At 68.7% G+C, this 16,778-nt stretch carries 14 protein-coding genes and 1 tRNA gene; 5 read left to right on the forward strand and 10 right to left on the reverse strand.

Features of this window, described 5'->3' with window-relative positions; translation table 11 throughout:
- Positions 1–14: 14 nt before the first annotated feature.
- The 3 genes from fabF to CFB18_RS10810 all read right to left on the reverse strand — a co-directional run bounded on the left by fabF (position 15) and on the right by CFB18_RS10810 (position 2,700).
- Positions 15–1,262 carry a beta-ketoacyl-ACP synthase II gene (gene fabF, locus CFB18_RS10800; protein WP_088571813.1) on the reverse strand — a complete coding sequence of 416 codons (1,248 nt, stop codon included), beginning with the start codon at positions 1,260–1,262 and terminating at the stop codon, positions 15–17.
- Positions 1,263–1,487: 225 nt separating this feature from the next.
- Complete coding sequence (locus CFB18_RS10805) at positions 1,488–2,540, reverse strand: hypothetical protein (protein ID WP_088571814.1); 1,053 nt, start codon at positions 2,538–2,540, stop codon at positions 1,488–1,490.
- Positions 2,541–2,627: 87 nt separating this feature from the next.
- Positions 2,628–2,700, reverse strand: a tRNA-Thr gene (locus tag CFB18_RS10810).
- A gap of 192 nt (positions 2,701–2,892) precedes the next feature.
- On the opposite strand from CFB18_RS10810, the gene CFB18_RS10815 reads away from it, so the two are divergent.
- From CFB18_RS10815 to CFB18_RS16295, 4 genes are all read left to right on the forward strand, one after another.
- Positions 2,893–3,945 (forward strand): L-threonylcarbamoyladenylate synthase, encoded by a 1,053-nt coding sequence (locus CFB18_RS10815; RefSeq protein WP_088571815.1) that lies wholly within the window; start codon positions 2,893–2,895, stop codon positions 3,943–3,945.
- 36 nt (positions 3,946–3,981) lie between these two features.
- Positions 3,982–4,728, forward strand: a complete 747-nt coding sequence (locus CFB18_RS10820; RefSeq protein WP_088571816.1) for a DUF72 domain-containing protein — start codon at positions 3,982–3,984, stop codon at positions 4,726–4,728.
- A 72-nt stretch (positions 4,729–4,800) separates the two neighbouring features.
- Positions 4,801–5,886, forward strand: a complete 1,086-nt coding sequence (locus tag CFB18_RS10825; RefSeq protein ID WP_088571817.1) for a baeRF10 domain-containing protein — start codon at positions 4,801–4,803, stop codon at positions 5,884–5,886.
- Between the two features lie 20 nt (positions 5,887–5,906).
- Positions 5,907–6,197, forward strand: coding sequence for a type II toxin-antitoxin system Phd/YefM family antitoxin (locus tag CFB18_RS16295; RefSeq protein ID WP_088571818.1), 291 nt, complete (start codon positions 5,907–5,909; stop codon positions 6,195–6,197).
- Positions 6,198–6,251: 54 nt separating this feature from the next.
- Here the strand turns inward: CFB18_RS16295 and CFB18_RS10835 are convergent, their stop codons facing one another.
- From CFB18_RS10835 to CFB18_RS10845, 3 genes are all read right to left on the reverse strand, one after another.
- Positions 6,252–7,004 (reverse strand): ABC transporter permease, encoded by a 753-nt coding sequence (locus CFB18_RS10835; RefSeq protein ID WP_159461712.1) that lies wholly within the window; start codon positions 7,002–7,004, stop codon positions 6,252–6,254.
- A 125-nt stretch (positions 7,005–7,129) separates the two neighbouring features.
- On the reverse strand, positions 7,130–7,936 hold the full coding sequence (gene modA / locus CFB18_RS10840; RefSeq protein WP_088571820.1) for a molybdate ABC transporter substrate-binding protein: 807 nt from the start codon (positions 7,934–7,936) through the stop codon (positions 7,130–7,132).
- A gap of 16 nt (positions 7,937–7,952) precedes the next feature.
- Positions 7,953–9,104, reverse strand: a complete 1,152-nt coding sequence (locus CFB18_RS10845) for an XRE family transcriptional regulator (RefSeq protein WP_088571821.1) — start codon at positions 9,102–9,104, stop codon at positions 7,953–7,955.
- Between the two features lie 261 nt (positions 9,105–9,365).
- Here CFB18_RS10845 and CFB18_RS10850 point away from each other — a divergent pair, with 261 nt between their 5' ends.
- Positions 9,366–10,436: an LCP family protein gene (locus tag CFB18_RS10850; RefSeq protein ID WP_088571822.1), complete on the forward strand. Its 1,071-nt coding sequence runs from the start codon at positions 9,366–9,368 to the stop codon at positions 10,434–10,436.
- A 15-nt stretch (positions 10,437–10,451) separates the two neighbouring features.
- Here the strand turns inward: CFB18_RS10850 and CFB18_RS10855 are convergent, their stop codons facing one another.
- From CFB18_RS10855 to CFB18_RS10870, 4 genes are all read right to left on the reverse strand, one after another.
- Entirely contained in the window at positions 10,452–12,032 is a 1,581-nt protein-coding gene (locus CFB18_RS10855; protein ID WP_200808178.1) for a UDP-N-acetylmuramoyl-L-alanyl-D-glutamate--2,6-diaminopimelate ligase, read from the reverse strand.
- 27 nt (positions 12,033–12,059) lie between these two features.
- On the reverse strand, positions 12,060–12,887 hold the full coding sequence (trmD, locus tag CFB18_RS10860; RefSeq protein ID WP_088571823.1) for a tRNA (guanosine(37)-N1)-methyltransferase TrmD: 828 nt from the start codon (positions 12,885–12,887) through the stop codon (positions 12,060–12,062).
- Positions 12,888–13,272: 385 nt separating this feature from the next.
- Positions 13,273–15,744 carry a Lon protease family protein gene (locus tag CFB18_RS10865; protein WP_088571824.1) on the reverse strand — a complete coding sequence of 824 codons (2,472 nt, stop codon included), beginning with the start codon at positions 15,742–15,744 and terminating at the stop codon, positions 13,273–13,275.
- Positions 15,745–15,807: 63 nt separating this feature from the next.
- Complete coding sequence (locus CFB18_RS10870; RefSeq protein ID WP_088571825.1) at positions 15,808–16,767, reverse strand: DMT family transporter; 960 nt, start codon at positions 16,765–16,767, stop codon at positions 15,808–15,810.
- Positions 16,768–16,778: the final 11 nt, after the last annotated feature.

Genomic DNA, 16,778 nt, shown 5'->3' on the forward strand with positions numbered 1-16,778 from the left:
AGAAAGGGGAAAGTTCACGACGCGCCATCCTCATAACGCCGGAAGATCACGCAGGCGTTGTGCCCCCCGAAGCCGAAGGAGTTCGACATGGCCGTCCGCACCGGCTTGCGCCGCGCCACGTTCGGCACATAATCCAGGTCGCACTCCGGATCGGGATGCTCGTAGTTGATCGTGGGCGGGATGACGCCATCGGTGATGGCGCGGATGCAGACGATGGCCTCCACCGCCCCCGCCGCGCCCAACAGGTGGCCGATCATGGACTTCGTGGAGGAGATCGGCACATCGTAAGCCGCTTCCCCGAAGACCGCCTTGATGGCCTGGGTCTCGCTCTTGTCGTTGAGCGGGGTGCTGGTGCCGTGGGCGTTGATGTAATCGATGTCCCGGGGCGAGAGGCCCGCATCGGCCAGAGCCCGGCGCATGGCCAGAGCCGCCCCCTCCCCGTTCTCCAGAGGAGCGGTGATGTGATAGGCATCCGCCGAGGTCCCGTAGCCCACCACCTCCGCGTAGATCCGGGCGCCCCGGGCCCGGGCGTGCTCTAGCCGCTCCAGGATCAGGATCCCCGCTCCCTCCCCCATCACGAAGCCGTCCCGGGTCCGATCGAAGGGACGGGAGGCCCGCTCCGGCTCCTCATTGCGGGTGGAGATGGCGCCCATCACGTTGAAAGCGGCCACGGCCACCGGGAGGATGGCCGCCTCCGCGCCGCCGGCGATCACCACGTCGGCATCGCCCCGCCGGATCAGATTCACGGCCTCGCCGATGGCGTTGGTCCCGCTGGCGCAGGCCGTGACCACGGCCATGTTGGGGCCGCGAAAGCCATAGGCGATGGCAATCAGGCCCGGGGCCGTGTCCGCCAGCATCATGGGGACCATGAACGGGCTGATCCGGTCCGGCCCCCGGGTCATCAGGGTCTCCACGCCCTGCACCAGGGCCCCGATCCCGCCGATCCCCGTCCCCAGGATCACCCCCACCCGCTCCCGATCCACATGGGCAGGATCCAGGCGAGCGTCCTGGAGGGCTTGCTGGGTGGCGGCCAGGGCGAACTGGGCGTAGCGATCCATCCGGCGGGCCTCCTTGCGGCCGAACCACGCCTCCGGATCAAACCCCTTGACCTCGGCGGCGATACGGGTCTTCATCGCCGAGGCATCAAAGAGGGTGATCGGACCCACACCCGAGCGCCCGGCCACCACGTTCCGCCAGAACGTCTCCACATCGTTCCCCAGGGGCGTGATCGCCCCCATCCCGGTGATCACCACGCGTGTCATCTCGAAAAGCCTCCTCTCAATGCGCACTCCTCGCATCTCAAGCCTGAGGACTCCGATCTCCCCTTCGATGGGCTTTCATTCCGGACAGCGCGCGGGGTGCGAAAAATGACCCCCTCGGCCCCTTCGGAGGGCCTCGCCCCGTCCACCGGCGTCCGGGCTCCTCGTTGAAAGACCACAGAAGGAGAGGACTTCTTCTGAAGAGAAAACACCTTCCTTCGGAAAATGTTACGCCGCCGGCGGACCCGGCTCCGCATGCCCGGGCGAGCGGGAGCGACGGGCGAAGGCGGCGGGGAGGATCTGCAGGGCACCGGCGAGCAGGCCGATCAGGGCCATCGCCCCGCTCAGGACCCACTGGGCGAAGGCGAGGGGCGAGAGGAGCACAATCCGATAGACCGGGCGGGCGGTGAGCGCGAGGGCATAGCCGCCCGGCAGCGCCCGCTCCAGCGTCTCGCCGTCGCGGAGCGATGGAAGCGTCTCCTGCCAGACCACCTCGCCGGTCCCTTCCCGGAAAACCGTCAGCGTCCGCGGGGGGCTCAGCCGGAGGATCCAACCGGCCTGGGGGAGGGCGGCGAAGGCTTCGCCTTCCGGAGAGGAATGCAACAACAGGCTGGAAACCGGTGGGGCGTCCAGGGCGGCGCGCAGCGTCAACGGCCCTTCCGGCCCGGCCGCCCGGAGCTCCAGCACGGCGCCCTCGCGCCACGCTAGGGCAATATAAGGTCCCAGACGCAGAGGACGGTTGGGCGCGAAGGTCAGCCCCCCAACAGGGTTCCCTTGCTCCCAGAGGACAATCCGCCCTTCTTCCAGGGTCAGCCAGAACGCTCCGACGGACCGCCCTTCCCCCGACGCCAGGGAAACCGAGAGCGGAGGCGGAAGGGCCTCGCCGGCGATCCCCAGAAGGATGGCCCCCAGGAGGGCGGCCGCGCTGAGGGCGGCCCACCGACGCCGGGCCGCGGCCGCCTCCAGGGCGTGGACCAGCAGGCTCAGCCCCAGGGCAGCCCATGCCAGCCGCCAGCCCGGCGTCTCCCTCAGGGCCCATAGACCCAGGCGCTCCAGCGGATCGAACAGGGCGCCGAAGCGCAGCCGGGCCCGGGCCACCCAGAGGCCATAGGCCGGATCGCGCGGCTCCGGCATCTGGGAGGCCAGAAGCATCCAGAGGAGACCGAGGGCGAGCAGCGCCGCCGGGATGCCAATCCCCCAGGGGCTGCTCAGCCATTCCCATGCGCGGCGCAGAAGATGCCATCCCTCGCGGATCCCGTGCGCCCATCCGGGCGAGGGCATCCAGGGGGGGATCCGAACGCTTCTCCGATTTTCTGCTGATTCTGAAGAAGGATGTTCCCGCATCGAGGGAATCACCGGGGTCTGGAAAGCCACCTGCGGGATTCGAACCCGCGACCCCCCGCTTACGAGGCGGGTGCTCTACCGGCTGAGCTAAGGTGGCATCCGCAGCTTCAATTATACGGGAATCCGAGGAGCTCGACAACCCGGCAAGCGCCTGCGACCGGGCTTTCCGGCGGTCCCCCCAGGCCGGCCATGAGGCGCCGCAAGCGGTCGTCCCTCCTCGCCCCGGGCTTGGTCCTCATCTTGCTTTTCCCTGAGCCCCCTCCCAAAATCCCTTTCGGAGGACAGGACGATGACGCGGGTGATCTCGATCGACCCCGAGCGCCCGGATCCGGGGACCATCGCCCGGGCGGCGGAGATCCTGCGGGCGGGCGGCCTGGTGGCCTTCCCCACGGAAACCGTATACGGGTTGGGGGCCGATGGCCTCAACCCCAAGGCCTTGGAGCGCCTGTTCGCCGCAAAGGGTCGGCCGCCCACCGACCCCGTGATCCTCCACATCGCGGACCTGGAGACACTACCCCGGCTGGCCCGGGAGATCCCTCCCCCCGTCTGGACCCTGGCGCAGCGCTTCTGGCCGGGCCCCCTGACCCTGGTGTTGCCCAAGCAACCCGCGGTCCCCGATCTCGCCACCGCCGGCCTGCCGACGGTAGCGGTTCGGATGCCCGCCCATCCGGTGGCCCTGGCCCTGATCCGAGCGGCAGGGACGCCCATCGCGGCCCCCAGCGCCAATCGGTTCGGCCACGTCAGCCCAACCACCGCCCGGCACGTCCTGGAGGACCTGGAGAGCCGCATCGATCTCATCCTGGACGCAGGCCCCACGGCCATCGGGGTGGAGTCCACAGTGCTGGACCTCACCCGGCCGGTGCCCACTATTCTCCGACCAGGGGGCTTGCCCCGCGAGGCCCTGGAGGCCGTTCTGGGGCCGGTGGCGGTGTTCGACCGCGCGGTGGCGGGTCCCGCGCCTTCCCCCGGGATGTCGCCCAAACATTATGCGCCCCGCACGGAACTGGTGGTCTTGCTGGGGCCGAAAGAGAGGCTGCGCCCGCACCTGCGGGAGATCGCTCGCCACTACGTCCAGCAGGGACACCGGGTGGGACTGTTGATCGCGGAGGAGGACCGCGCGGCTGTGGCCGACCTGCCCGTCGAGGTCGCGATCCTGGGCTCGGAAGCGGACCTGGCAGGCATCGCCCGCCGGCTGTATCCGGCGCTCCGGGAGCTGGACCAGCGGGGGCTGGATCTGATCCTCGCCCGGGAGTTCGGGGCCGAGGGGCTGGGGCTGGCCATTCGGGATCGCCTCATCCGCGCCGCCGGCGGCCGCGTCATCCGGATCGAAGAACCATCGTAGGGGCGAGAGATCTTCGCCCGGGAGGTCTGCCGACCCATGGGGGCCATCCACATCGGATGCTGCGGGTTCCCCAAAGCGCGATCGGTTTACTACCGGATGTTCCGGGCTGTCGAGGTCCAGCAGACGTTCTACGATCCGCCCCAGCCGAAGACGCTGCGGCGATGGCGCGAGGAGGCGGGGCCGGATTTTGTTTTCACCATTAAGGCGTGGCAGCTCGTCACCCACCCGGCGAGCAGCCCGACGTACCGCCGATTGCGGCACCCCCTGGCTCCTGAGGAACGCCCTCAGGCCGGCGCCTTTCAGGACACGCCGGTGGTGCAGCGAGGATGGGCTGCCACGGTGGAGGCAGCGAAGGCCCTCAGCGCGGCGGTCGTGCTGCTGCAGTGCCCGGCCTCCTTCACCCCGACCCCTGCTCACCTCCGCAACCTGGAAGCCTTCCTCGAACGCGTCCGGGAGGTCCCCTTCCGGCTGGCCTGGGAGCCCCGGGGCGACTGGCCGGAGGCAGTGATCCGTCGCATCTGCGAGCGCTACCGGCTGATCCATGCCGTAGATCCTCTGGCGAGCGCCCCGGTCACCGGCGACGTCGCCTACTTCCGCCTCCACGGCCGGACCGGATACGCTTATCGTTACACCGACGCAGACCTGGAGGAGCTCTGGGCCCGCTGTCAGGGGTTCCGGGAGGCCTTCGTGTTCTTCAACAATGTGTCCATGTGGGAGGATGCCCGGCGGTTCCAGGAGATGATCCGGCTCCGGGCGCCCTCTCCGGATGGGGCTACAATTTAAGTGAGGAGAGGTTCTCCCGCGCGCTTCCTCGCTGTCCGGCACAATGGGAAAACCGGGTGAGGGAGGTCGACCATGTTTACCGAGCGGGATCTGCGGGAGCTGGCTGCGCTGGAAAGCCCGGATGTCCCCGTCCTGAGCCTCTACCTGAATGTAGATCCCCGCCATCAGACCAAGGATCATTACCGGTTGAACCTGCGGCATCTGCTGGAGCGTGTGGAGGACCAGGTTTCCCGGGCCGATGTGGAGGCGGTTCAGCGTTTCGTCGAACGGGAATACGATGGCTCGGGGCGGGGCCTGGCTGTGTTCTCCGCCCAGGCTCGCGGCCTGTGGCGGGCCTTCACCCTTGCTGTTCCCACCCCCAACCTGGCCTTCGTAGGGCGCAAGCCCTATGTCTTTCCATTGGCCAAGCTCTGGGACGCTTACGGCCGCTTCCTCATCGCGCTGGTGGACAAGACCCACATTCGCCTGCTGTTCTACCAGATGGGGGAGCTCCGGGAGACCCTGGAGCTGCGCGGGGAGCCCATCAAGCGCCACAAGCAGGGGGGCTGGGGAGCGGAGAAGCTCCAGCGACACGAAGACGAGGTGGCCTATCGCAACCTGAAAGAGGCGGCCGAGCTGACCGTGGGCTTCTGTGAACGCCACCAGCCTCGCTACCTGCTCCTCGGCGGGGCGGACCCGACTGTCGTGGAGTTCCGGGAGCTCCTGCCCTCCCCCTGGCGGGATCGCATCGCCGGGACGATCCCCGGGGACCGAATGGCGGATGAGGGGGAGCTCCGGGAGGCGGCCCTGCGCGTCCTCCAGCAGGTCGAACGGGAGCAGGAGTTCGCCCTGGTGGAGACGGCCATCACTGCGGCATCCAAAGGGGCCAACGGGGTGATCAACCTGGAGGACACCCTGCGGGCGGCTGCCGAGGGCCGGGTGCAGGTATTGCTGGTGGCCGACGGCTTCCACGCCCCGGCTTACCGGTGCGCCGGCTGCGGCTTCCTCACCACGATCCCGCGCGCATCCTGCCCCTTCTGCGGCGCGGCTTTCGAAACGCTGCCGGACGCCGTGGACTGGCTGATCGCCACGGTGCTGGAGAACGGCGGCCAAGTGGAGATCGTCGAGGGCCATCCCCGCCTGCGGGAGCTCGGCACAGCCGCCCTGCTGCGCTACTGAGGGAGACGCTCTGCCTGAGCATGATCTGTGGTCTCCTCCGAGCTATAGGAGGAAGGAGCCTCAAAATCATCGCTGAAGCCAGGGAAGATTTCCCTGCGCTGCTCAAGCGCGCCCGGGAGGAACCGGTGATCATAACCCGGCGGGGCGAGCCGGAGGCGGTGATCTTGCCCTTCAATGAACACGGGCGCTTGCAGCGACGGAAGGCCTATTCCACCATAGTGCGTCTCTCCCAGAAGATGAAGGGGAGCAGTATCCCCGCCACCGAGTTATATGAAGCCCCCCGGAGGGAGCTGGAGGAACGGACGAGGTAGAGGTAAAAGAAGGGGGCCTTGCCGGTCTGCCGCTACCCGGTGGGGGGGACGCCGCTAAAGGGCCAGCGAAGATTCCCCCCGGCCTCCCACAAGCAGCCAGGCGCCAATAAGGGTGACCAGGGCGAATCCCATCAGGACCCCGGTCATCAGGAGCGCCGCGCTCAGATCGGTCTCCATCGCGGACAGGATGGCGAGCGGCATGGTCTGGGTGCGCCCGGGCATGTTCCCGGCGAACAGGTAGGTGGCACCGAACTCCCCTACCGCCCGCGCCCAGCAGAGGATCAGGCCGGAGGACATGCCCGGGAAGGCGATGGGCAACGTCACGTGCCGCCAGATATGGATCGAAGACGCTCCATCGACCGCAGCGGCCTCCTCCAGCTCCTTCGGCACCATCATGAAGCCCAGGCGCGCCCCTCGGATGTAGAAGGGCACGGAGATGAACAGCTGGGCCACCACAACCCCAGCGGGGGTGAAAGGCAGCGTGATCCCCATCCGCTCCAGGAGCGGGCCCAGCGCTCCTTGCCGCCCGAAAGCCAGCAGAAGCAAGACCCCCGCGGCGATCGGCGGGACGACGATGGGCAGCTCCACCAGCCCTTCCACCAGCGACTTGCCCGGGAACCGCCGCCGGGCCAGCAGATACGCCAGCGGGGTCCCCATCACCAGGGCAGCCAGCGCGGTCACCAGACTGGTCTGCAGCGTGAGATGGAACGCCTGGCGGACCAGGGTGGAACCCACCTCCTCCCAGAGGGGGGTCCTCAGGAGATAAAGGATCAGGAGCAGGGAAGGGCTGATCAAGAACAGCGCCATGGGAAGGCTCCACACATATAACCAGATCGTGGAGTTCAGGAAAACCCGTGGCCTTGCTTCACCCCAGCGAGGGAACGAAGCGACGCGCTCCCGGACCATGTGCAACCTCCTCGCGATCGGTTCGCCTATGGGGCGCCGAAACCCCAGCGCTGCATGATCTCCCGGCCCCGGGGGGAACGCAGCAGCTCTACGAAGGCACGCGCCGCAGCAGGGTGCGACGCCTCCTTCAGAAGGGCGATCGGATACCGAGCGATGACATTCAGGGGATCCGGGATCTCCACCACCCGCACCTTCCCCTGATAGGCCGGCGTCACATCCGAGCGATAGACCAGGGCTGCATCCGCCTCTCCCAGCGCTACCCGGGCCAGGGCCGCCTTCACGTTCGGTTCCGAAGAGGCCACGTTCCCCAGCACTCGCTCCGCGAAGTCGGAGCCGTAGGCAGGATCTTTCGAGGCACGCGCCAGCACCTCACGGGCGTAAGCCCCGATGGGCACCTCCGGGCCGGGCAGGGCCAGGCGGAGGCCGGGGCGCGCCAGATCCCGCAACGCCATGATGCCTGCCGGGCTGGAGGTCGGCGTGACGACCACCAGCCGGTTGGTGGCGAAAATCCATGGACCCTCCGCCACCCGGCCGGCCTGCACCACCTCTTCCATGTTTTTCTCATCCGCAGAAGCGAAGAGATCCGCCGGCGCCCCCTGCAGGATCTGGGTCCGCAGGATGGAGGAAGCAGCGAAGTTAAAGGTGACCTTCACCCCGGGATGCTCCTGCTGGAAGAGCGCGGCCAGCTCCTGGAAAGGATCGGTGAGAGAAGCGGCCGCGAACACGATGATCTCACCTTCCAGCGTTGAAACGCTGGAGGGTGAAGGAGGATTCCGGGCGGCGCATGCTTCAAGGAGGAGCAGGCCAAGCAATGAGAGGAAAAGACGACGCATGGGTTCCCCTCTGTGGTCAGGATGTCGATGGGCTCAGACGGGCCACCAGGGTGCCCGCAGGGCGTGGATCGAACCCCCCGATGGCCTCCAGTTCCTCCCGGAAGCGGCGGCTGCTCAATACCTCCAGCAAAGCCTCGACCGCAGGGGTCCAGAAGAACGCCTCCGGGATGACCAGGTCGTAGCGGGATTCCGCCAGGGGCAGGAACCCCAGCCCGAAGATCCGGGCGACGGGCAACACCCCTGGTCCCGCATCGGCCAGCCGGGCGGTGAGCGCCGCGGCCACCTCCAGATGATCCCGAGCCCGCCAGCGGAGGGCGGGGAGGGCCGAGGGCGGGAGGCCCTCCCGACGAAGCCGCCACGCCAGGATCCGCTGGCTGCCCGCCCCGCTCTCCCGCAGGAGAACCCGCAAGCCGGGCCGGGCCAGATCCTGGAGGTGATGGATCCGACCGGGGTTGCCGGCCGGCACCATCACTCCTTCCACCCAGCGGGCCAGGGTGACGACCGCCACGGGGCGGCCGGCCAGGATGCGGCGGATCGCCGGGAGATTATCCATCCCCCGCACCGGATCCGCGAGATGGGTGCCGGCGATGTGGAGCTCTCCGCGCGCCAGGGCCTGCAGCGCCGCCTGGCTGTTCATCGGGATCCAGCGCAGGCGATATTCCGGGAACCGCTCCCTCAGATGCGCGGCCAGCAACGCCAGGGCCGGGTTACACCCTCCGATGAGCAGCGTCCGCTCCAGGATCGCCGGGGGGATCCGCAGGGCCACCCGGACCCGTCCGGGGCGTCCGCCTTCCACGACGAAGCCGTCGGCCGGGGCCTGAAGCCCCCATGCTTCCTGCAGCGGCCACGCGACAAGGCGCTCCCCCACCCGAGCGAGGCCCACCCGCCGCGTCGCCGGCTGGCCCCGCCGGACCGGGAGCGGCCATTCGGCTTCCAGGATCTGGGCCGCCGGGGGAGCCGGGAACAGATCCTCCACCCAGCACGAGAGGGCCTGGGCCAGGCGGAGGGCCACCGCCACGTTGGGCAGGTATCGGCCGGCCTCGATGGCGCTGAGGGCTTGCCGGCTCAGCCCGGCCCGCCGCGCCAGCTCGGCCTGGCTCAGCCCCTGCCTCTCCCGGACCTCCCGCACCCGGTTCTCCCCACCCTCCAGCCGCACACGCCGTCCCATCGCATCCCTCCCTTGAGAACACACCGCGATGGTAATGGATTTCGGTCAATTTGTCAATTATCATTGACACCCAGGCGTCGGGAGGCAGGGCCCAGCGCGGCCGCGCTCCTTCCGCAGGAGCGGAGGTGTGTCCCAGAATCGTCGGGCAACTGTGAGCCGTTGTCCCACAAAGTGGATTACAATAGAGGGTCGGTGTGAGAACGCGGAAGGCCCACAGAGGGTCCTACAAGGTCGAGTCGAAACCCAGGGACGGAGGAGGCTGTGAATTCCGCGACATCGACCTCTCCCCGCCCGGCCTCGGGCGGGCGGTATTACCGGCTGTTCCTGGTGGTCCTGCTCGCCTCCACGTTGCTTTCCACCTGGCTGGGGATCGCCGTGGTGATGGCCGCGCGCGCCCAGCGCTGGCGGGCGATGGCCGGCGCGGGAGGCTCCGGCGGTGGCCCGCTGGGCCTGCCGCCCATCTCGGAAGTGGGGCGGATGCTCAACCCCATCGAGTGGCTCAACCCGGCGCCCGCATGGCCGGTCCCCGGCCGTCTGAACGTCCTGGTGCTGGGCGTGGATCGCCGGCCCGACGAACAGGACGTCCCGGTCCGCTCCGATGGGATCATGCTCATCGGCCTGGACCCCATCAGCGATACGATCTCCGTGCTCTCCATCCCCCGGGATCTCTATGTGCCCATCCCCGGGCTGGAGGAACGCGGGATCTCCCAGAGCCGCATCAACACCGCGTGCTTCTACGGGGACTATTATCACCTCGGGGGATGCGGGGAGCTGGCCAAGCGGACGGTGGCTTACAACTTCGGCGTCCCGGTGCACCGCTACGTCCTCCTGGACTTCAACGGTTTCAAGCGGATCATCGATCTGGTGGGCGGGATCGAGGTGGATGTGCCCCGCACCATCGTGGACAACGCTTACCCCACGGATGACTATGGCACGGAGCGCCTGGTGATCCCGGCCGGGCGGATCCATATGGATGGGGAGCTGGCGCTGAAGTATGTGCGGACCCGGCATGCGGACAGCGATTTCGGGCGGCTGAAGCGGCAACAGCAGGTGCTGATGGCCCTGCGGGCGAAGGTCCTTTCCCTTCAGACCCTGCCCCAGATCCCGGAGATCCTGCGGACCCTGGGCGAATCCGTGCAAACGGATCTGACGATCCCGGAGATGCTGGCCATCGCCCAGTTCGCCCGGGGGGTGCCGGAGGAGCGGATCCGCCTGCTCGCCGTGGAGCCCTCCATGGTCCGCCCCTGGCGGACGCCGGGGGGCGCGGCGGTCCTGATCCCCAACCGCCAGGCGCTGGCGGCGCTGATGGAGGCGTTCAACTGGGAGCGATAGGCCGGGGAAAGGGGATCAGCCGGAGGAACCCTTTTCCTGCAGGGCGCGGAGGTAGCACCAGGGCCGGATCAGGTCGCGGCCCTTCCCCAGCCGCTCCCGCAGGGCGGCGCGCATGACCTCCCGCTCATCCCAGGGATACTCCACGGTCCCGTAGCACAGCGAGGGCTCGTGGCCTTTGCCGCAGGCGATCACCAGATCGCCCGGCCCCGCCAGGTCCACCGCGAAGCGGATGGCCTCGGCCCGGTCCGGGATGCGCCAGAAATCCACCCCCTCCACGCGCCCTTCTGCCCGCACGCCCTCGGCGATGGCCTCCAGGATGGCCTCCAGATCCTCCGTCCGGGGGTCCTCGGCGGTGATCACGATGCGGTCCGCCAGCCGTCCGGCCACACGGCCCATCATCCCCCGCTTCTGCACATCCCGCAGCCCGGCGCTGCCGAAGACCACGATCACCCGCCCCGAGGTCATGCGCCGGACGGTCTTCAGGGCCTGCTCCAGGGCGTTCGGCGTGTGGGCGAAATCCACGATGGCGATGAAATCCTGCCCCTCGTCGATCCGTTCTAGCCGGCCCGGGACGCCCGGGAGGCGCCGCACGCCCTCGGCGATGGCCTCCGGCGGCAGCCCCAGGGCGACGCCGACCCCCACGGCGGCCAGGATGTTGGAGACGTTGTATTCCCCCACCAGGGCGGTCTCGATGGGGATGGCGCCGACCGGCGTGCGGGCGATGAAGCGGGTGCGGCCCGGCTCGAAGCGCACCTCCTCGGCCGTCAGGTCAGCCGGCTTCTCCCGGGCGTAGCTCAGGTAGCGATCGGCCGGGATGCGCCGGAAGTAATCGTAAGAGGGATCCTCGGCGTTCAGGATCGAGGTCTTGGGGAGCCCTTTGCGGACGGAAGCCCGGAGCATCTCGAACAGGCGAGCCTTGGCGGCCCGGTAGTTCTCCCATGTGCCGTGGAAGTTCAGGTGCTCGTGGGTGAGGTTGGTGAGGACGGCGACGTCGAAGTCGCAGGCGGTGACCCGGTGCTGGGCCAGGCCCTCGGAGGTGGTCTCCAGCACGGCATGGGTGAGGCCCGCCTCGACCATCTCGCGGAGATAGCGCTGGACTTCTGGGGCCTCGGGCGTGGTGGTATGAAGACCGGTCTCATAGACCCGATCCCCGATCACGGCGTTCACGGTGCTGATCATCCCCGCCCGGACCCCGGCGGCGGTGAGGATAGAGTGAATCAAGTTCACGGTGGTGGTCTTGCCGTCGGTCCCGGTCACGCCGATCAGGATCAACCGACGGGAGGGAAAGTCGTGGAAGGCGGCGCAGAGCCAGGCCAGCGCCTCCCGTCCACTGGGGACCTCCACGTAGGCCACATCCTCGGGGAGAGGGAGCGTCTCCCGGGGCCGCTCCCCGACCACCGCCACCGCCCCGCGGGCCAGGGCGTCGGGGATGAAGGCGTGCTTGTCGTGCTGCAACCCGCGGTAGGCCACGAAAAGGGCCCCCGGCCGGACCTGCCGAGAGTCGGTCACCACGTCCTGAATCCGCGGATCGCCACCGGTATGACGATACGGGAAAGGAAGGGTCTGAAGCAGCTGCGAGAGCGTCTGAGGGGCCACGGCGATCTCCCTTCCGGCAGGAAGATATCAACGGCACTCTTCATCCGGCGAGCGGGCGGAGGGCTCCCCAGGGACCGTCCCCTCCCCGAGCAGCGGGGCCAGGAGCGCACGGCGCTCCGCCTCCCAGCGGGCGATCCAAGACCGTTCCTCTTCGGTGAGGGCCGCCCGGAGGAGGAGATCCGGGCGGCGCTCCCAGGTCCGCCGGAGGGACTGCATCCGGCGCCACCGGGCGATGGCCTGGTGATGGCCGGAGCGCAGGACCTCGGGGACCTCCCAGCCCCGATAGACGGCGGGGCGGGTGTAGTGGGGATGCTCCAGGAGGCTCCCCGCGAAGGAGTCGTGCCGCGGGGCCTCCGGATCGCCCAGCACGCCGGGCACCAGGCGCACCACAGCGTCGAGGATCACCAGGGCGGCGGGCTCGCCGCCGGTCAGGACGAAGTCCCCGATGGAGATCTCGTCGGTCGCCAAGTGCTCCCGCACCCGCTCATCCACCCCCTCATAGTGGCCGCAGATCAGCACCAGACGGGGATGGCCGGCCAGCTCCCAGGCCACCTCCTGAGTGAAGCGCCGCCCGGCCGGGTCCAGGAGGATGATGGGGATCTGCATACGCTCGGCCTCCGGGACCTCCGCCAGGATGTGCGCTACGGCGTCGAAGATCGGCTCCGGCCGCATGACCATCCCGCCGCCCCCGCCGTAAGGCGCGTCATCGGTCACCCGATGCCGTCCGATGCCGAAATCACGCAAGCTGTGGATCACGATCTGAACGTGTCCGGACTCCTGAGCGCGCCTCAGGATGCTGACCCGCAAGGGGCTCTCAAAGTATTCTGGGAACAACGTCACGACGTCAATCCGCACGCCCGTTCACCTTTCGATGGCGCAAGGGTTGCAGCGAAAGCCGCTCCTACAGGATGGATGCCGAAATGAATTTCGGCTTACGCAGGAAGCTTCAACCCCAAACCCCAGCCTTCGATAACGCAAGAGTTCGCGGCGAAAGCCGCTCCTGCGAAAAACCGCGTCTCCCCTCCGCGCGGCCCGAATTCAATTGTGAAGATCCATCTTTCAAGGCGCAAGAAGGAGGTGTTTCAGTCGGCGCAGGCCAACCATGGGCCGGAGGCCTTTGTGCCGATGGAAATCGGCCTTCCGAGGCGCTGCGCGCCAAGCGTCGGCCTTCGCCGACGCGAAGGATGCCTTTTCGGTCGGCGCCGGCCGACCGTTGGCCGAAGGCCTTCTGAGGTCGAATTCATTCGACGGACATATTTCCGCCTCCGGCGTTGCCCCGCCCCTCCTCGCGGGCCTCGGGGGCCTTGCGCTCCCCACGCTCCTCACGGCCGAAGCGCTGCAGGGTCTCCGCCATCTCCCGGAGCCGCTGATCCACCCGCGCGTTGATCGTCCCCTCCGGATACCGGCCGTCGGGCCCGCGCTCCCCCGCGGGGATGCCGGTGAGGATCTCGATGGCCTCGTCAACGGTGCGGGCGGCCCAGATGTGGAACTTCCCCTCCCGCACCGCCTCGACGACCTCCTCCCGGAGCATCAGGTTGCGGACGTTGGCCTCGGGGATGATCACGCCCTGCTCCCCCGTGAGCCCCTTGACCTTGCACGTGTAGTAAAAGCCCTCGATCTTCTCGTTCACCCCCCCGATGGCCTGCAGCTCCCCCTTCTGGTTGATGGAGCCGGTGATGGCGATGCCCTGGCGGATGGGGACGTCAGCGAGGGCCGAAAGCAGGGCGCACAGCTCCGCGCAGGAGGCGCTGTCGCCCTCCACCCCGGAATAGGACTGCTCGAAGACCAGGCGGGCGGAGAGGGTCAGCGGCTTGTCCTGGGCGTATTTGGAGGCCAGGTAGCCGCTGAGGATAAGGACGCCCTTGGTGTGGATGGGGCCGCCCAGGCGGGCTTCCCGCTCGATGTCGATCACCCCCTCCCGTCCCAGGGCGACGGTGGCGGTGATGCGGTTCGGCCGGCCGAAGCGATAGTCCCCCAGGTCCAGCACCGAGAGGCCGTTGACCTGGCCCACCTTCGCGCCCTCCACGTCGATGAGCAGGGTGCCCTCGGCGATCAGCTGGCGGATGCGCTCCTCGATGAGGTTGGAGCGATAGACCTTGGCCTCCAGGGCCTGGCGGACGTGGTCGGCGGTCACCAGGGGGGAGCCGGTCTTGCGGGCCCAGAAGCTGGCCTCCCGCACCAGGTCCGCCACCTCGGCGAAACGCGTGGAGAGGCGGGTTTGGTCCTCGGCCAGCCGCCCGCCGTATTCGATCACCCGGGCCACCGCCCCGGCGTCCAGATGGCATAGCCCCTCCTTGCGGCAAAGGGTGCCGATGAGGGCAATGTAATCCTGCATCCCGTTTTCGTCCCACGGCATCTCGACATCGAAGTCGGCCTTCACCTTGAAGAGCTCGCTGAACTCCTCATCGTAGAGATACAGCAGGTGGTAGAGAAGCGGGCTGCCGATGAGGATGACCTTCACGTGAAGGGGGATGGGTTCGGGGTCCAGGGTGCGGGTGGTGAGCAACCCCATGCGCTCCCCGGGCTCCTCGATCTCGACGGCCCGCTGCCGTAGGGCGCGCTTGAGGCCCTCCCAGACGAAGGGGTTGACCAGAACCCCCTCCACGGGCATCACCAGGTAGCCTCCGTTGGCCCGGTGCAGCGCCCCGGCGCGGATCAGGGTGAAGTCGGTGTGCAGCACCCCGAGCAGGCTCTCCTTCTCCAGGCGGCCGAAGACGTTGGGGAAGGTGGGGTTCCACTCGATGATCACCGGGGCCCCCTGCTGCTCGGCGTTGTCCACCAGCACGTTCACGGTGTATTTGCGCAGGGCCATCTCCCCGAGGGCCGGCAGGGGGAGGGGGAAGGGAAGCCCCGGGGCGCCCTCCTCGCGGCTCCGGAACTGGTCCACGTTCTCGACGATGTCCTCCTGCACCGCCTGGAGGTAGGCGATCACCTCGGGGAGGTCCCGGTATTTCTCGAAGAGGTCGTCCATCAGCCCCCCGACCACGAAGAGGGCCACCTCCCGGTTCAGCCGGCGCAGCCGCTCCTGAGCGGCCCGCTCCAGCTGACGGATCTCCTTGAGGGCCTGTTTGACCTCCTCCTCGAAAGCCTCCCGGCGGCGGCGGAGCAGCTCCTGCATGGCCGGGGGGAGGGCGGCGAACTGCTGGTCCGTGATGGGCCGCCCGCCCAGGAGGGGGATCACGGCGATGCCCATGGGGGTGACCTCCACCATCATCTCCTGGGCCATGGCCCGCTGGTTGAGCCGCTTGAGGATCTCCTCCCGCTGCTGGTTGATCTCCTTGAGGATGGCCTCGCGGCGGGCGTTGTATTCATCGCTTTCGAAGACGCGGGGGATCTCCCGGCGCACCCCCTCGATGAGCCGCTGCATGTCCCGTTGCAGCTCCCGGCCCCGGCCGGGCGGCAGGCGCAGGGCCCGCGGCCGGGAGGGGTCCTGGAAGTTGTAAACGTAGCACCAGTCGGGGGGCGTGGGCTGGGTTTTCGCCCGGGCCTCCAGGAACATCTGGACGCCGGTCATGCGGCCGACGCCGGGGGGACCGGCCACATAGATGTTGAAACCCTGGTCCGGGATGTCCAGCCCGAACTCCAGGGCGGCCACCGCCCGGGGCTGCCCGATCAGGCCGGCGAGGGGGGGATGCTCCTCGGTGGAGCGCAGCGGCAGGGTGTTCGGATCCACGGTGCGGCGCAGGGCCTCCGGCGGAAGGGAACGGGCCATTGGGCTTCCTCCTTCTTACACAGGATCCATGAACACGGATGCCGGGAACGAAGCGGTGTTCGCTCATGAAGCATAGTCCATCTGGTCGTTTCGCTCGGAGCGAGGGGCCCTTGCCGGCGGGGAGGCGGCGGCCCACAACCCGGCGCCGAGGATGAGGGCCCCGCCGATCAGATGGGCGAGGCCGAGGGGCTCCCGGAGGAGGAAGTGTCCCAGCAGCGCCCCGTAGAGGGGCAGCGTGTTGTAGAACATCATCGCGCCGCCCGGGCCCAGCCGGCGCACCCCCGCGTTCCACGCCAGGAAGCCCAGGACGGTGGGGCTGATCCCGATGTAGAGGACGGCCAGAGCCACCTCGGGGCGCCCCTGCAGGGGGAGGAAGCGCTGCTCCAACAACGCGGCCGGGATGAGCAGGGGGAGCGCCAGGGCCATGGAGAGGGCGGTGGCGGAGAGGGCGGAGCGGCGGGCCATGACCCGGCGCCCGAGCACCGAGTAAAGCCCCCACAGGGTCAGCGCGGCCAGCACCATCAGATCGCCGCGCTGGCCCCGCAGGGAGCCCCATCGGGTGGGGGAGCCGCCGGAGATCACGATCCCCACCCCGATCAGCCCCAGGAGGGCGGCGATCCCCTGACGCAGGGAGAAGGGCTCTCGGATCAGGAGGGCCGCCAGGAGGCCGGTGATCAGCGGGCCCAGGCCGTTGATCAGCGTGGCGTTGACGGCGGTGGTCTCGCGCAGGCCCCCATAGAGGGTGGGGGCGAAGAAGGCCACACCGGTCAAGGCCATGGCGAGCAGCAGCGGGAGGTCCGGCCCGGGCCGGCGCTCCGTCGGCGGCCGGGCTCGCAGCAGGATCCCGAAGCAGAGGACCGCCAGGGCGAAGCGGAGGGCGGAAAGGGTGAAGGGCCCGATGCTCTCCCGCAGCCACCGCCCCAGGATCATGTTGGTGGCCCAGGTGAACGTGGCCAGGTTCACCAGCAACCCTCCCGTCACCCAGGGAGGGAACGCCACCCGGATCCTCGCCGTCGCCTTCATCGGTCCTCTTC

Origin of the sequence: Thermoflexus hugenholtzii JAD2 (genome assembly GCF_900187885.1) — a bacterium.
Lineage (GTDB): Bacteria > Chloroflexota > Anaerolineae > Thermoflexales > Thermoflexaceae > Thermoflexus > Thermoflexus hugenholtzii.

Coding starts and splice junctions, on each gene's coding strand:
- CFB18_RS10865 (WP_088571824.1), bottom strand. CDS start 15,744: ATGGCCCGTTCCCTTCCGCCGGAGGCCCTGCGCCGCACCGTGGATCCG.
- fabF (WP_088571813.1), bottom strand. CDS start 1,262: ATGACACGCGTGGTGATCACCGGGATGGGGGCGATCACGCCCCTGGGG.
- CFB18_RS10870 (WP_088571825.1), bottom strand. CDS start 16,767: ATGAAGGCGACGGCGAGGATCCGGGTGGCGTTCCCTCCCTGGGTGACG.
- CFB18_RS10820 (WP_088571816.1), top strand. CDS start 3,982: ATGGGGGCCATCCACATCGGATGCTGCGGGTTCCCCAAAGCGCGATCG.
- CFB18_RS10845 (WP_088571821.1), bottom strand. CDS start 9,104: ATGGGACGGCGTGTGCGGCTGGAGGGTGGGGAGAACCGGGTGCGGGAG.
- modA (WP_088571820.1), bottom strand. CDS start 7,936: ATGCGTCGTCTTTTCCTCTCATTGCTTGGCCTGCTCCTCCTTGAAGCA.
- CFB18_RS10835 (WP_159461712.1), bottom strand. CDS start 7,004: ATGGCGCTGTTCTTGATCAGCCCTTCCCTGCTCCTGATCCTTTATCTC.
- CFB18_RS10805 (WP_088571814.1), bottom strand. CDS start 2,540: ATGCCCTCGCCCGGATGGGCGCACGGGATCCGCGAGGGATGGCATCTT.
- CFB18_RS10815 (WP_088571815.1), top strand. CDS start 2,893: ATGACGCGGGTGATCTCGATCGACCCCGAGCGCCCGGATCCGGGGACC.
- CFB18_RS10825 (WP_088571817.1), top strand. CDS start 4,801: ATGTTTACCGAGCGGGATCTGCGGGAGCTGGCTGCGCTGGAAAGCCCG.
- CFB18_RS16295 (WP_088571818.1), top strand. CDS start 5,907: ATGATCTGTGGTCTCCTCCGAGCTATAGGAGGAAGGAGCCTCAAAATC.